15 protein-coding genes are annotated in these 13,487 nt (G+C 59.9%); 12 read left to right on the forward strand and 3 right to left on the reverse strand.

The window, feature by feature from the left end; translation table 11 throughout:
- Positions 1 to 5 precede the first annotated feature (5 nt).
- Both GO988_RS16410 and GO988_RS16415 read left to right on the forward strand, forming a co-directional pair.
- Positions 6 to 182: a hypothetical protein gene (locus GO988_RS16410; protein ID WP_157567530.1), complete on the forward strand. Its 177-nt coding sequence runs from the start codon at positions 6 to 8 to the stop codon at positions 180 to 182.
- 68 nt (positions 183 to 250) lie between these two features.
- Complete coding sequence (locus tag GO988_RS16415) at positions 251 to 931, forward strand: hypothetical protein (RefSeq protein WP_157567532.1); 681 nt, start codon at positions 251 to 253, stop codon at positions 929 to 931.
- A gap of 87 nt (positions 932 to 1,018) precedes the next feature.
- On the opposite strand, the gene GO988_RS16420 is transcribed toward GO988_RS16415, so the two are convergent.
- On the reverse strand, positions 1,019 to 1,366 hold the full coding sequence (locus tag GO988_RS16420; RefSeq protein WP_157567534.1) for a hypothetical protein: 348 nt from the start codon (positions 1,364 to 1,366) through the stop codon (positions 1,019 to 1,021).
- Positions 1,367 to 1,456: 90 nt separating this feature from the next.
- Positions 1,457 to 2,023 (reverse strand): peptide-methionine (R)-S-oxide reductase MsrB, encoded by a 567-nt coding sequence (msrB, locus tag GO988_RS16425; RefSeq protein ID WP_157567536.1) that lies wholly within the window; start codon positions 2,021 to 2,023, stop codon positions 1,457 to 1,459.
- A 234-nt stretch (positions 2,024 to 2,257) separates the two neighbouring features.
- Here msrB and typA point away from each other — a divergent pair, with 234 nt between their 5' ends.
- The 3 genes from typA (at position 2,258) to GO988_RS16440 (ending at position 5,730) form a co-directional block, all read left to right on the forward strand.
- Positions 2,258 to 4,069 carry a translational GTPase TypA gene (gene typA, locus GO988_RS16430; RefSeq protein ID WP_157567538.1) on the forward strand — a complete coding sequence of 604 codons (1,812 nt, stop codon included), beginning with the start codon at positions 2,258 to 2,260 and terminating at the stop codon, positions 4,067 to 4,069.
- A 172-nt stretch (positions 4,070 to 4,241) separates the two neighbouring features.
- The gene (locus GO988_RS16435) at positions 4,242 to 5,126 is read left to right on the forward strand and encodes a T9SS type A sorting domain-containing protein (protein WP_157567540.1); all 885 of its coding nucleotides are present in this window, start codon (positions 4,242 to 4,244) and stop codon (positions 5,124 to 5,126) included.
- Between the two features lie 88 nt (positions 5,127 to 5,214).
- Positions 5,215 to 5,730: a DUF6630 family protein gene (locus GO988_RS16440; RefSeq protein WP_157567543.1), complete on the forward strand. Its 516-nt coding sequence runs from the start codon at positions 5,215 to 5,217 to the stop codon at positions 5,728 to 5,730.
- Positions 5,731 to 5,732: 2 nt separating this feature from the next.
- On the opposite strand, the gene GO988_RS16445 is transcribed toward GO988_RS16440, so the two are convergent.
- Positions 5,733 to 6,566: a TrmH family RNA methyltransferase gene (locus GO988_RS16445; protein ID WP_157567545.1), complete on the reverse strand. Its 834-nt coding sequence runs from the start codon at positions 6,564 to 6,566 to the stop codon at positions 5,733 to 5,735.
- 164 nt (positions 6,567 to 6,730) lie between these two features.
- Here GO988_RS16445 and GO988_RS16450 point away from each other — a divergent pair, with 164 nt between their 5' ends.
- The 7 genes from GO988_RS16450 to GO988_RS16480 all read left to right on the forward strand — a co-directional run bounded on the left by GO988_RS16450 (position 6,731) and on the right by GO988_RS16480 (position 13,471).
- Positions 6,731 to 8,227, forward strand: coding sequence for a sensor histidine kinase (locus GO988_RS16450; RefSeq protein ID WP_157567547.1), 1,497 nt, complete (start codon positions 6,731 to 6,733; stop codon positions 8,225 to 8,227).
- An 86-nt stretch (positions 8,228 to 8,313) separates the two neighbouring features.
- On the forward strand, positions 8,314 to 8,724 hold the full coding sequence (locus GO988_RS16455; RefSeq protein WP_157567549.1) for a response regulator: 411 nt from the start codon (positions 8,314 to 8,316) through the stop codon (positions 8,722 to 8,724).
- A 154-nt stretch (positions 8,725 to 8,878) separates the two neighbouring features.
- On the forward strand, positions 8,879 to 9,883 hold the full coding sequence (locus GO988_RS23820) for a hypothetical protein (RefSeq protein WP_198172835.1): 1,005 nt from the start codon (positions 8,879 to 8,881) through the stop codon (positions 9,881 to 9,883).
- A gap of 96 nt (positions 9,884 to 9,979) precedes the next feature.
- Positions 9,980 to 10,732 (forward strand): endonuclease III domain-containing protein, encoded by a 753-nt coding sequence (locus tag GO988_RS16465; protein ID WP_157567551.1) that lies wholly within the window; start codon positions 9,980 to 9,982, stop codon positions 10,730 to 10,732.
- Positions 10,729 to 11,004 carry a DUF167 domain-containing protein gene (locus GO988_RS16470; RefSeq protein ID WP_157567553.1) on the forward strand — a complete coding sequence of 92 codons (276 nt, stop codon included), beginning with the start codon at positions 10,729 to 10,731 and terminating at the stop codon, positions 11,002 to 11,004. The genes GO988_RS16465 and GO988_RS16470 overlap by 4 nt, the downstream gene beginning before the upstream one ends.
- Positions 11,005 to 11,060: 56 nt before the next feature.
- Complete coding sequence (locus tag GO988_RS16475) at positions 11,061 to 12,413, forward strand: ATP-binding protein (RefSeq protein WP_157567554.1); 1,353 nt, start codon at positions 11,061 to 11,063, stop codon at positions 12,411 to 12,413.
- A 5-nt stretch (positions 12,414 to 12,418) separates the two neighbouring features.
- Positions 12,419 to 13,471, forward strand: a complete 1,053-nt coding sequence (locus GO988_RS16480; protein ID WP_157567555.1) for a tetratricopeptide repeat protein — start codon at positions 12,419 to 12,421, stop codon at positions 13,469 to 13,471.
- The last annotated feature ends 16 nt before the right edge of the window (positions 13,472 to 13,487 follow it).

The raw sequence follows: 13,487 nt of genomic DNA on the forward strand, positions 1-13,487 counted from the left end.
TTTTTATGAAAGCCAATGCTTACTTATTTGGCGAATATATTAACGGTAGTTGCCGACAGCATAAACCGATTAAGATGCGCAAAAAGGCTTGGCCTAAATGCGATTTAAATACAAAGAAACAGGAAAGAAAGGGTGTTATTTTTAACAAAAAAAGCTGCTGTGCGTTTGCCAACTTAATTTAAAATAATACTTTAGCTCAGTAATTAGCGCACCTTTTAATTTCTTTCTCTCCCCACAATCTTTTCCACTTATGGCCAAAAAGAATAGTTTGGAAACTGCAGCGCCAACTGCACCCGCCAAACGCACACCCGAGGAAAAAGCGCAACGCAAAGCTGATAAAGCCAGCCAGCGCGCCGCCAAAAACCTGACTGATGACCGGGCTGAGAGTAAGGCTAACCAAAAGCAATCCCTGAAATCAGCGGCTAAGCAGCTGCAAAAGGAGCTGGATGTCCGCATGAGCGAAATGGTGGCCCGCATCCGCAAAGAAACGAAGGCCAAGCTGAAAGAAGTGGTGAAGGAAGCAACGCGTCGCCTCGATGTGGACACCGAACGGATGTTTGAGCAGGCGCTGCACACCATAGTGCGCCACTACGACTCCATCGCGCCGGGCCGCACCACCGATATTACCCTGCCCGCTCCGGCGGCGCAGCCGGAGGATGTTGCTACCGGCAACCAAGCTGCTACCCCTACCCCCTCTGCAAGCCGCAAGAAGGATGCCCCGCGCAAAGCCCGCACGGCGGCCGCCAGTGCGCCAGAGCCTACCCCCCGCAAACGCGCTGGGCGCCCGGCTACCCAGCCAGTAGCGACGGACGCAAACTCAGCCCGCCGGCCTGGCCGCCCCAAACGCTCAACTGCCGCCACCAGTGGCGCAGCCGATTTAAACCTGCCGCAGGCTACGACCAACGATAGCGTAGCCGTGGATAACGTATAGAGCAACAGATTATTGAGAAAAAGCCGGGCCGTTTCCAGTTCAGGAAGCGGCCCGGCTTTTTTGCGGGTGGCCTGAGGCCCTACCCCCTTATGGGCGGCGTAGGGTGTCGGGAATAGACTCGTCGATGCGCTGCAAGCGGGTTTCGTTGGTTGTGTTGTTGGCGTCGTTGGTATTGAGCGTTTCGGGCCGCTTGAAGCGGTTGATGTCCGAAGCTTGCTCGCCCAGGCGTTGGGTGTTGGGGGTAGCGTCGGGGATAGGGCTACCCGTGCCAACGGAGCGCGCCTGGCCGTTAGAATTATAGATGGCTCGGCGGTCGGCGTCCGTAACTACTTGGGTGGGCACGGGCGTGGCGCGCGGCGCGGCAGCTTCGGAAGTTTGCTCGGTGGCGGTGCAAGCAGCCAGCAGGGCCGGCGCGGCCAGCCAAAGGCTACGCATTGAAAAACGGAAGCGCATGATAATCAGCAAAAAGGCGACCCGATGCGGGTCGCCTTTGCTTAAACGAAAGTCGGAGCCGGGAGTTCTAGCCTATTTCTTCTCGAATAGCATGGCGTCCGAGTCCATGCAGTAGCGCTCGCCGGTGGGCTTAGGGCCATCGTTGAAGATGTGGCCGAGGTGGCCACCGCACTTCGCACACACAATTTCGTCGCGGCTCATACCAAAGCTGTCGTCCGATTTCACTTTGACGCTGGCATTGGAAGCCGGCGCCCAAAAACTTGGCCAGCCAGTACCTGACTCAAACTTGGTATCGCTGGAAAACAGCAAGTTGTGGTCGGCCGCGCAGTAGTAATTACCCACGGCATGGTTGTCGAAATACTTGTTGTGAAACGGCGGCTCCGTACCCTGCTCACGCAGGATGTAGTACTGGGCTGGGGTAAGCTGTTTTTTCCACTCCGCATCGGCTTTTACCACCGAAAATTCGCCTGGCTTGCCCGTTACGGGCTGAGCCTGTGGGTACTTGGCGGTAGTGACGGCGGCCCCGTGCGGGCCGGTGGGCACCGCGGCCACCGTTTTAGATTGGTCGGCGTGGCTTTGCGAGCAGGCCGGCGTGAAGGCCACGGCGCTCAGCAGAAAAGAAAGCAGGGAAAGACGCATAAGGAAGTAAGGGAAAGCTAGAACGGATTGCCTACTCAACAAACGTAAAAGCCTACTCGTTCGGATGCTCCTACCCCCTTGGTGGTCGCTGGGCTCCGCCTTAGGCAGCGCTAAAATGCGCGTACTCAGCACGGAACAATTGAGCAGGTGCCAAACGTTAAGTAAGTTGATATCAAAAGGAAAATGGGTTTTCTACTAGAAAGCTCGTACCTTTGCGGCCGCAAAAACTTACGTATGACTCAGAACATTCGGAATATCGCCATCATTGCCCACGTTGACCACGGCAAGACGACTTTGGTGGATAAGATTATCCACGCCTCCAAGATTTTCGACGCTCACCAGCACTTCGACGACCTTATCCTCGACAACAACGACTTGGAGCGTGAGCGCGGCATTACCATCGTATCGAAAAACGTTTCGGTACGCTATAATGGCGTGAAAATCAACATCATCGACACTCCCGGTCACGCCGACTTCGGCGGTGAGGTAGAGCGCGTGTTGAAGCTAGCCGACGGCGTGCTGCTGCTTGTGGATGCCTTTGAGGGCGCCATGCCGCAGACCCGCTTCGTGCTGGGCAAAGCCATCGACTTGGGCCTGAAACCCATTGTGGTAGTAAATAAAGTCGACAAAGAAAACTGCCGCCCCGATGAGGTGCACGAGCAGGTTTTCGACCTCATGTTCAACCTGGGGGCTACCGAAGACCAACTTGATTTCGTGACGCTGTACGGCTCGTCGAAGCAAGGCTGGATGAGCACCGACTGGAAGGTAAAAACTGACAACCTAATTCCGCTGCTCGACGCAGTGGTAGCGTCCATTCCGCCCGCACCGGTGTTGGAAGGCACGCCACAGATGCAGATTACGTCGCTCGATTACTCGGCGTTCGTAGGTCGTATTGCTATCGGCCGCGTGCACCGCGGTACGCTGACCGAAGGCTCGAACATGAGCCTGATGAAGGCTGATGGCAGCGTGAAAAAAGTAAAAGTGCGCGAGCTGCACGTATTTGAAGGCCTGGGCCGCGTAAAAGTGGACTCGGTGAGCAGCGGCGAAATCTGCGCCGTTTCGGGCATCGAAGGCTTCGATATCGGCGATACGCTAGCTGATGCTGACAACCCCGAGCAGCTCGAGCGCATCAGCATTGACGAGCCGACGATGAACATGTTGTTCACCATCAACAACTCGCCGTTCTTTGGTAAAGAAGGTAAGTTTGTGACTTCGCGCCACTTGCGCGACCGTCTGTTCAAAGAAACCGAGAAAAACCTCGCCCTGCGCGTAGAAACGACCGATAAAGAAGATACCTTCCTGGTGTTTGGTCGCGGTATTCTTCACTTGTCAGTGCTGATTGAAACCATGCGCCGCGAAGGCTATGAACTGCAAGTGGGCCAGCCCCAAGTGCTGTTTAAGGAGGACGACAACGGCAAGCGCCTCGAGCCTATCGAGCTACTGGTGGTGGACGTGCCCGAGGAGTCGGCCGGTAAGGTTATCGAGCTGGTAAGCATGCGCAAAGGCGAGATGACCATCATGGAGCCGAAGGGCGACTTGCAGCACTTGGAGTTCAACATTCCGTCGCGCGGCCTCATCGGCCTGCGTAACAACGTGCTGACGGCCACTGGTGGCGAGGCCATCATGAACCACCGCTTCGTTGATTACGAAGAGCACAAAGGCCCGATTCCCGGCCGTATCGCGGGTTCGCTCATTTCGCTGGAAACCGGTCCGGGTACCGCTTACACCATCGATAAGATGCAGGACCGTGGCTCGTTCTTCGTGGACCCAGGTGAGGAAGTATATGCTGGCCAGGTTATCGGCGAGCACACTCGCCCCAACGACTTGACCATCAACATTCAGAAGGGCAAGAAACTGACCAACATGCGTGCTTCGGGCACAGATGACAACGCGAAGATTGTGCCCAAGCGCCAGTTCTCGCTGGAGGAAGCCATGGAATACATCCAGAAGGATGAATACCTAGAAGTAACGCCGAAATCGGTACGGATGCGCAAGATTTTGCTCGACGAAAACGAGCGCCTACGCTACGCCAAAACGGCTGAGTAGATGGCAGATTTGCGCTGACTCTTGTGATTTCACAGCTTCAGACGCAGGTAATGTTGAAAAGGCGCGGCTTCGGTCGCGCCTTTTTTATTGGCTATCAGGTGAGTGATTTGACGCAGCGCCCTCTAGCTACTTAGTTTTGTGCATCATACCAACGCCCTACCCCCACATTTTGATGCATCGTTCTTTACTGGCCTGCGGCGTGTTAGGGGCGATGCTACTTGGTAGCCAGCCGGTGTATGCTCAATACATATTAGCTGGCCGGGCGGCTGGCGCTACTTACGTGGACTTAGTGCCCGATAAAGTGCTGGTAGCCCGCAAAACGGGGGTAAGCAATGCGCTAGATTCGCTAGATTTGGATGCTGACGGCCGCTTTGACTTACGCTTGGCTGCTTACACCAATACTAGTAATTTTCCGAGTGAGGCCGAAACGCGCGTGTTACCCTTGCACGACAACGTGGCCATTTATTCGGCTTCGCAAGCACCTTATATTGTGGCGTTTGCCAGCAACGATTCTATTCAGCAGCGTATGGCGCAGCCCAGCCCTACGGCGCCGCCCAATGTGTGGGGCAGTCGCAGCACTATTTATCCGTACGGGTCGTCTTTCTTGACGCGCTTTGGCAATAATCCAGCGGGCATTCAATCTTTTGGCTACTGGCTCGGCGGCCAAGAACATTACCTGGCTGTGCGGCTACGCACTGGGCTAGCGGCAGGTTGGCGCTACGGCTGGGTGCGCTTGCAAGTAACCAACACTGCTGACCCCGTCAGCCTAACGATTAAGGACTATGCTTTAGGCAGCAGCGTATTAGCGCAACAACCGGCCCGCGCTGCTGGCTGGCAAATTTACCCAGTGCCTACTACGCAGCTGCTAACGGTGCAGGCGGCTATTGCTACCACAGGCCGCCTCACGATTGGCGATGTGTGCGGCCGGGTGCACCTTAGCACATCCTTTACGGGCACCAGCCAGCAGCTTGATTTATCGGCTTTGGCGGCCGGCTTATACACGCTACGTTTGGAAACTAGTACCGGGAATTTTACTCAACGTATTGCCAAGCAATAGGAGGCAGCGCGGGCACACCCGGAATTTTTGCAAGCAAGGCGCGGCCCCAACCGCGCCTTTTTGTTGACCTTTGCGAAAATTCGTGAGTATGAACCAAGCCGCCCTGACCCAATTTATTCGCTTCTTTACCCTTGCTGATGACGACGCTACCCAGCGCCTCAGCGAGCGGCTGACACTGGTGCTGCGTGAGCCCGCGGCGTACCAAAGCCAGTTTGCCGAGGAGCTAGCCGAGCGCGGCATGGAAGCTGCCCTACCCCCCCAAGAGCTGCGCGACGTGGCCCTTATCGACGCGCTGCTGAGCGAAGATTTGCTCTGGGAAAGCGACTACCAAGACCCGGCTAGCGATACCGCCGAAGGCCTCAATGACATCTTGGAGCATCAAGGCCGCTCTGAGCGCCTGCGCCTACCCCCCTCGGTGGCCCGCAGCGCCGGCGGGCCCGAAGCCCTCGATGCCTTGCAGGATGCGCTGGAACCACTGGGCTTAGCGCTGGTGCTACTTACCCTGGATAGCGACTCGTACCCCCTGAGCTTAGTAGCTGAAGGACACGCTGAAGACGCGCGGCGGCTGGCAAAAGAACTGGGCTTTGAGCTAGCGGTGTATTAACCCTACCCCTCGCGCTGGCGCACTGCCTCGAAAGTGAGTACGGCAGCGGCCACGCTCACATTGAGCGAGTCGAGCACGCCGCGCATGGGAATAATAATCGTCTCGTCGCAGGCTTGGCGGGTGGCAGGCGTGAGGCCGTCGGCTTCGGTACCCAGTACCAGCGCCGTGGGGCCCCTAAAACTGGTGTTGGTGTACGCTTTTGCCTCGTCGGCTAGGGCGGCGGCAAAAGTGCGAATGCCCCTGTCCTTCAAAAAAGCTAGTACCTCACTCATGGGCGCGGCCACAGTGGGCACCGTGAAGATGCCGCCCAAGCTGGCCCGAATGACATTGGGATTATATAAATCGGTGCGCGGGTCGCCGACCAGCACCGCGTGAGCCGGCGCGGCATCTGCGGTGCGCAAAATGGCGCCGAGGTTGCCGGGCTTTTCCACAGCTTCTAAAACTAGCAGCAGCGGGTTAGCGGGTAGCACGAGGTCGGCCAGGGTGCGGCGTGGCGTGTGCAGCACAGCCAGCACACCATCGGAACGCTCGCGCACGGCCAGCTTGGCAAACACGGCGGCACTCACGGGCAGATACTCGTAGGGGCGCGGCACGAGGCGGGTAGGCGCCAGCAGCAATTGAGTTAGCTCGGCGCCAGCCAATTCTTCGCACACAAAAAGCGTGGCCACGGCCCAGCCGGCCGCTTGGGCGTTGGTCAGCTCGCGGTATCCCTCTACCAAGGTTAGGCCCTGGCGGCGGCGCTCGGCAGCCTTATCCTGCAAGCGCAGCACCTCCTTGATGCGTGGATTGTGCAGGCTGGTAATGCGGTCGGGCTGGGCGGGGCGGGCGGCGTACATGGGGCGAAGGTAGCAAGCAGGCGGCTGGGCCGTAAAATGCCCCCCTTCCCTACCCCCTTGGCCGGGCCCGACCACGTGGTGGCGCAGCCGGGGCTTTTCGCAAGCCAGCACCCATCTTCGTTGGATTATTTACCTCGTTTTTTCACTAACGCCCTGCCTTCACTTTGGCTATTCGGCTTAATACCAAGATACTACTGGGCTTTGCCATCGCCCTGTCGGTGCTGGTGGCTACGTCCATCACGGCCTACGTCACCATTCAGCAGCTAAGCCGCTACACCAAGCTGGTAGAGCATTCGTACCAGGTGCTGCAAAAAACGGACAACCTACGCCTGGCCATCCGCGATGCGCAGAGCGGCGTGCGCAACTATTTGATGGTCAGCGATACCTCGTACCTGCGCAGCTACGCTACCAACGCGGCCCAAATACCCGTGCAGGCCCGCCAGCTGCAAGCCCTAGTGGCCGACCAGCCCATTCAGCACGCCCGCGCCGACACCCTGTGCCAGCTCCTAGACAGCCAGGCCCGCGAGTTGGCCCTGTACCGCGCCTACCCCCCTTCGCCCGCCGTAGCGCAGGCCCTGCTGCTGAGCGAGCGCCAGCCCCTACGCCAATTTAAGGGGGTAGTAACGCGGCTACGGCTGAGCGAAGAAGACCTGCTGCTGAGCCGCAACCGCCAGCAAAGTATCTACCAAAATCTGGCACCGTCGGCCATTATCTTTTCGGCGGTGCTGGCCGTCATTATTGTGCTGTGGCTCTTCAATAAGATAGTAGGCGAGCTAAAAGCCAACGACCGCCTGCGCCTGGAGCTCACGCGCACCAACCTCGATATGGCCCAGCGCATCCGAGCCATGGAGCACCTCACGCGCCAAGTGGTGCAGGGCGATTATAAAGTAAAAATTACCGATTCGGGCCAGCAGCAAGACCGGCTGGCTTCGCTGGGCCAACTGCTCAACCAGATGACTCAGGCGCTCGACGTAGCCTTTACGACCCTCGAAAACCGCAACAAAGAGCTCGACCAATTTGCCTACGTAGCCTCGCACGACCTCAAAGCGCCGCTGCGTGGCCTGAGCTCGCTGGTGCAGTGGATAGAAGAGGAAGCCACCGACTTGTCGCCGCAGCTGCGCACCTACCTCACCCAGATGAAGGGCCGCCTGGCCCGCCTCGAAGACCTCATCAACGGCCTGCTGGCCTACGCCCGCGCTAGCCGCGCCGAGCGCCAGCTAGTTGAAGTGCGCGTGCCCGACCTGGTGCGCGAAGTGGCCGACCTGGTGGTGCCGCCCGGCTTTGAGCTGGTGCTGGCACCCGGCCTACCCACCTTCCTCACCGACCGCCTGAGCTTGCAGCAGGTATTCACCAACTTGCTCAGCAACGCCGTGAAGTACCACGGCTACACCAGCCCCGGCCGCATCGCCATTAGCAGCCACGATTTGGGCCAGCAGTACGAATTTCGGGTGCAAGACAATGGCCCGGGCATTGCGCCCGAGCACCACCAGAAGATATTTTTACTGTTCCAAACTCTGCGCGACCGCCACACCGCCGAAAGCACCGGCATCGGCCTGAGCATTGTTAAAAAAGTGGTGGAAGACCAGCAGGGCAGCGTGCGCGTCGAGTCGGTACTCGGCCAGGGCGCCACCTTTATTTTTACTTGGCCCAAAAGTAAATAAGCCCCGCAGTGAGTGCGCCACTCGACAGCAACCCCCTATTACCTAAGCAACTACTTAGCTACCCACCCCCTTATTTCCCCGACCCCATGCGTTCCGTTTTATTAGTTGAAGACGATATATTCGACACCATGACGGCCCAGAAGTCGTTTGCTCGCTTCAACGTGCCGCACGAGCTGCACACGGCCTTCAACGGCGAAGAAGCCCTGGATATGCTGCTGGGCCGCAACGGCACCGTGGCCATCGAGCCGCTGCCCGAAGTCATTTTGCTCGACCTGAACATGCCCCGCATGAATGGCATCGAGTTTCTGGAGGTGCTGCGGGCTACCCCCCAACTCCAGGATATTCCAGTGTTTATCACTACTACTTCGGGCATGGATACCGACCGCGCCGACGCCGAGCGGCTGGGCGTAAGCGGCTACATTTTGAAGCCGCTGGATTTTGCTTCGGGCGATGATTTGGTGGACAGCCTAAGCCTGCTGGAGAAACTGCTAAAATAATGACTATCAAGGGGCAACTCATTCCTAAAAATGAATTGCCCCTGAACGCCCTACCCCCTCCCCCTATTGGCGGGGGGTAGGGCACTTTTGCGGCGGTTGGCGGCGTTAGGGGCGTGTTGACTATCGTTGACAAATTTGGCTTTTATTTGTCTGCATGAAATCTCCGCTCGTTGCGGCGCTGGCCTTCGGGCTGAGCGCTATTTGCTTAGAAGCCACGGCCCAAGATGCGCCGCGGCAGCTTGGCGGTGCCCCCACCCTGCCCGCGCCCGCACCGCGCCAGGCCCCGCCGCCGCCCCGGCAGCTGGAGGCGGCGCCAGCTCCGGTGCCGGCCGCACCTATCGCCGCCGACTCGACCCGGCCGGCCCAAGTGGCGACCACACCGGCTGCTCAGCCAGCGCCGGCCGCCACGCCCCCCGCGCCCGGCGAGTCGCCCTTCAACCGGCCCTACATTATGGGGGGCTCTACTCGGCCAACGCGCTACCAAGTGGGTCTCAAGAACGGGGCGGTGTATAATGTGTACGACGTTGAAACGAAGTCGCCGCTCTTTGGGCGCAGCTTTCTGCTGCTAGACGGGCAGCGGCGCGTAGACCTTAGCGAGGTGGGCTTTTATGAGAATGAAACCGGCCACTACGTGCGTACTACCCTACCCGGCTCGTCGCGCGAGGCGACCCTGCGCCGCGAAAAAACCGGCCGTATCAGTCTCTACGCCACCTATAATACCAATTATTCGCCGGGCTACGGCATGCCGGGCTACGGCGGCCTGGGGTACGGCGGGTTCGGCTACGGCGGCTTTGGGGGCTACCCCTATGGGGGCTACCGCACTACCAAAACCGAGTACTTCTCGAAAGACAATGGCCCGATTCAGAACCTGAATTCGCGCAACCTGGCCCTGGCTACCACCGACAATGCCGGCGCTCAGGCGCTGCTGGCCCAGGCCCGCCGCCTGCAAGCATCCTCCACCATCGCCTACGTGGCTGGCGGCGGCCTGCTGATAGCTGGCCTGGTGCAGTCGCTGCGTCCCGGCCAGAGCAACGGCATTTCGCCGCTATTCTACGCGGCTATTCCGGTCTTGATAGTGCCCATTGTGCTGCAAGGCAAGCAGGCGTCGGCTCAGCGGCAAGCCATTGCACTCTATAACAGCGCTGGGCAGTATCGCTAGGTGGTGAGCAGTAAGCAGGGTTGAATTTTCAACCCTGTGCTTACATAAAATAAGGGTATTGCCAACCTCTACGGGGTGTTTGCAGTACCCTGTTTTATGGCTTCTTCTCGCGCCGCGGCACCCGTAGTTTCTCCCGACTTTTCGGCTCGCCAGCAACTGGCGCTGCTAGCGCACGAGCGGCTGTGTGCCGAGTATGGGGCGCCGTTTTTGTTTTTCAGCGATAAAGACCCGCTAAGCGAATTAATTAGTGCACTGCTCTCGCACCGCACGAAGAATGCCGATTCACACCGCGCCTATCAGCAGTTGCGCGCTACCTTCCCGACCTGGGAAGCTGTGCGCGACGCCCCTACCCTCGACGTGCAGCGCGCCCTGAGCGCCTGCACCTGGCCCGAGCAAAAGGCGCCCCGCATCCAAGCTGTGCTGCTGGAAATCAGCCGCCGCTGCGGCGATGAAAACCTGCCGCCGTGCTCGCTCGATTTCTTGGCCAACCGGCCCATTCCGGAAGCACGGGCTTGGCTCGAAAGCATTACGGGGGTAGGCCCCAAAACCAGCGCGGCCACGCTGCTGTTCAGCACGTTGCGCCTACCCACCATGCCCGTCGATAGCCACCACCACCGCGTGGCGCAGCGCCTCGGCCTTATTGGCCCCAAGGTGGGCGAGGGGCCAGCCCACGCGCTGCTGGCGGCGCTCCTACCCCCCGACTGGACAGCCCAGCAGGTATACGACCACCACGAAGCCCTCATGTATCACGGGCAGAAATGCTGCTTTTTTCACAGCCCCGCCTGCGGGCGCTGCATCATGCTGGATGTGTGCCCGGTAGGGCAAGCCAAAATCAACCCGCCGCAATGATTTTGCACCTTCAGGCCAAGCCCAATGCCCGCCAAAACCAGCTGCTGCCCGGCCCCGCCGGCCGCTGGACGGTGCGCCTGGCGGCCCCGCCGCAAGACGGCCAGGCCAATGCCGTGCTGCTAGCCTTTCTGGCCGACTTATTTGGGGTAGCCAAAAGCCAGGTGCAACTGCTGAGCGGCCACACAGCTCCGTTTAAGAAAGTAGAAATAAGCGGCCTGAGCGAAGCTGATGGGGCCGCTATTTTGCTGCGTTGCGGCGCGCCTAAGGCGTAGCAACGGGCAGCCCTCGGCTGTACTTTCGTGCGTCCGCTTTTTATCTGTATTGTCCTATGCCCGACGCCACTATCCAGCCGCTGCTCGATGCCCTCCAGTTTTCGCCCGACAACCTGCCGCTTCGCCACCACGTGGGCGGGCTACTGCGCCAAGCCGGCCAGCACCAACAGGCGGAGGAGCTGTATCGCGAAGGCCTACGCCGGTACCCCACCGATGCTACCTTGCAGTTGGGGCTAGCCGAGGCCTACTTGGCGCTGGGCAAAACATCGGCGGCCTTCGTGGTGGTGGAGGAGGTGCTGAGCCACCACGCCGACCTGGGCTCGGCGCACCTGCTGCACGCCCGCTTGCTGCACGCCACCCAGCAGCCCGATGCCGCCCGCGAGGCTTACGCCCAAGCCATTCAGCTCGATGCCGGTTTGGCCGACGCCGCCTTGGCCCAGGAGCTGCAAGCCGCCGCGCCGCGCCGGGTGCCAGCCAGCGGCGCGGCGGGGTTCGACGGCCCTACCCCCCCCTCGACGCCCAACCTGCTGGGCCTCGAAAAGCCGCGCATCAACTTTGCCGATGTGGGCGGCATGGAGGCGGTGAAGGAGGAGATTCGGCTCAAGATTATTCATCCGCTGCACTTTCCCGATTTGTACAAGGCCTACGGCAAAGCCAGCGGCGGCGGCCTGCTGCTGTACGGCCCGCCCGGCTGCGGCAAAACCTACCTGGCCCGCGCTACGGCCGGCGAAATTCAGGCCAGCTTCTTGAGCGTCGGCATTGCCGAAATTTTGGATATGTGGCTCGGCAACAGCGAGAAAAACTTGCATCAGTTATTTGAGCTGGCGCGGGCGCAGGCGCCGTGCGTGCTGTTTTTTGACGAAGTAGATGCGTTGGCCGCCAACCGCCACGACTTGCGCCAAAGCGCGGGCCGCACAGTTATTAACCAGTTTTTGGAAGAACTGGACGGCGTGTCGGCCTCCAACGAGGGCGTGCTCATCATGGCCGCCACCAATGCGCCTTGGCACCTCGATCCCGCCTTTCGCCGCCCCGGCCGCTTCGACAAAATAGTGCTCGTGACGCCGCCCGACGAGGCTGCCCGTGCCAGCACGCTGGAGATTTTGTTGAAGGATAAGCCGCTGGCTGCCGGCGTAAACGCTGCTGCCATAGCTGCCCGCACCGCCGGCCTCAGCGGGGCCGACCTCAAGGCCGTGGTCGAAGGCGCCATCGATACCCGCTTGCGCGAGTCGATGCGCGCCGGCCGGCCACTGCCCATCGAGCAAAGCGACTTGCTCGACGCCGCCAAGCTCGTGAAGCCGAGCACCAAAGAATGGTTTGCCACTGCCCGCAACTACGCGCTGTACTCGAATGAGGGCGGGCTCTACGACGAGATTTTGGTGTATTTGGGCGTGAAGAAGCCAGGCAGCTAGCCCCGATGGAAGCGCAGTTTGCAAGCCGCTCGCTTAGCGTGCAGCACGTGTGGCAGTTGCTGCAGCTGCGCCGGCCCGCGTTGGCGCTAGCAATGACCGACCGGCTGCTAGCCCAAGCGCCAGGGTCAGTGTCGGCGCTGCTGGCCCGCACCGAGGCATTGCGGCAGTTAAGCCGCCTGCCCGAAGCCATCGCCACCGCGCAGCAAGCAGTGGCACAAGCACCGCAAAACCCCAGCGTTTTTGCCGCTTTGGCGCGCGTATATGGGCAGCAGGGCAAGTTGTGGCCCGCCGTAGATGCCATTCAGGAAGCGCTCCGCCTCAACCCGCTTGCGGCCGGCAACCAGGCGTTTCTGGCGCAATTGCAGTACCTGCTGCACCGCCCCGACGAAGCCGTAACTAGCGCGGAAAGTGGGCTGGCCATCGACGCCCGCCACTTGGATTGTTTGCTGTGGCGAGCTTTGGCGCAAGAGCAGCTAAGCGAGCCGAACGCGGCCGACCTCGGCTTTCGGCAATTGCTGCGCCTCGCCCCCAATAGCTCGCTGGCGCACGCCCACCGGGGTAAGCAGCTGCTCAGGCGCGCCGAACCCCAGCAAGCGGCCGCTCATTTGGCAATGGCGCTACAATTAGACCCCGTGCACAGCGCCGAGCTAGTGCCCTTGCTGCGGCAGGCCCGGCGCGAGCAGCACTGGCCCCCTTGGATGGTGCAACGGCGACAGCAGCTGCGCCACGAGTGGCAGAAGCAGCGGGTCCTTAGCTACCGGGGCGGCAATACGCTTTTACTACTCCCTTTCTTTTGGCTACTTGGGTGGTGGCTAACCCGGCACGACCCGTTGTTTCAGCTCGCGCGCGCCCAGGTTTGGCAGCGCCGGCTTAAGCTGTGGCTAGGCCTGGTACTGCTGCTACCCGTGCTGCTGTTGCTAGGCGATTACCTCCACCTATTCGATGCCAGTAAACCGCTCAGTATGCCGCAGATGTTGGGCCTCTTGCTGGGGGGTAGCCTTTTCCACCTCGGCCTTTATTTGCTTAGAAAGCAAATCGACAAGCAAACCGACTTCTAAACCTTCGTAGCGGCTT

The sequence above is a fragment of the Hymenobacter ginkgonis genome (assembly GCF_009755225.1).
Lineage (GTDB): Bacteria > Bacteroidota > Bacteroidia > Cytophagales > Hymenobacteraceae > Hymenobacter > Hymenobacter ginkgonis.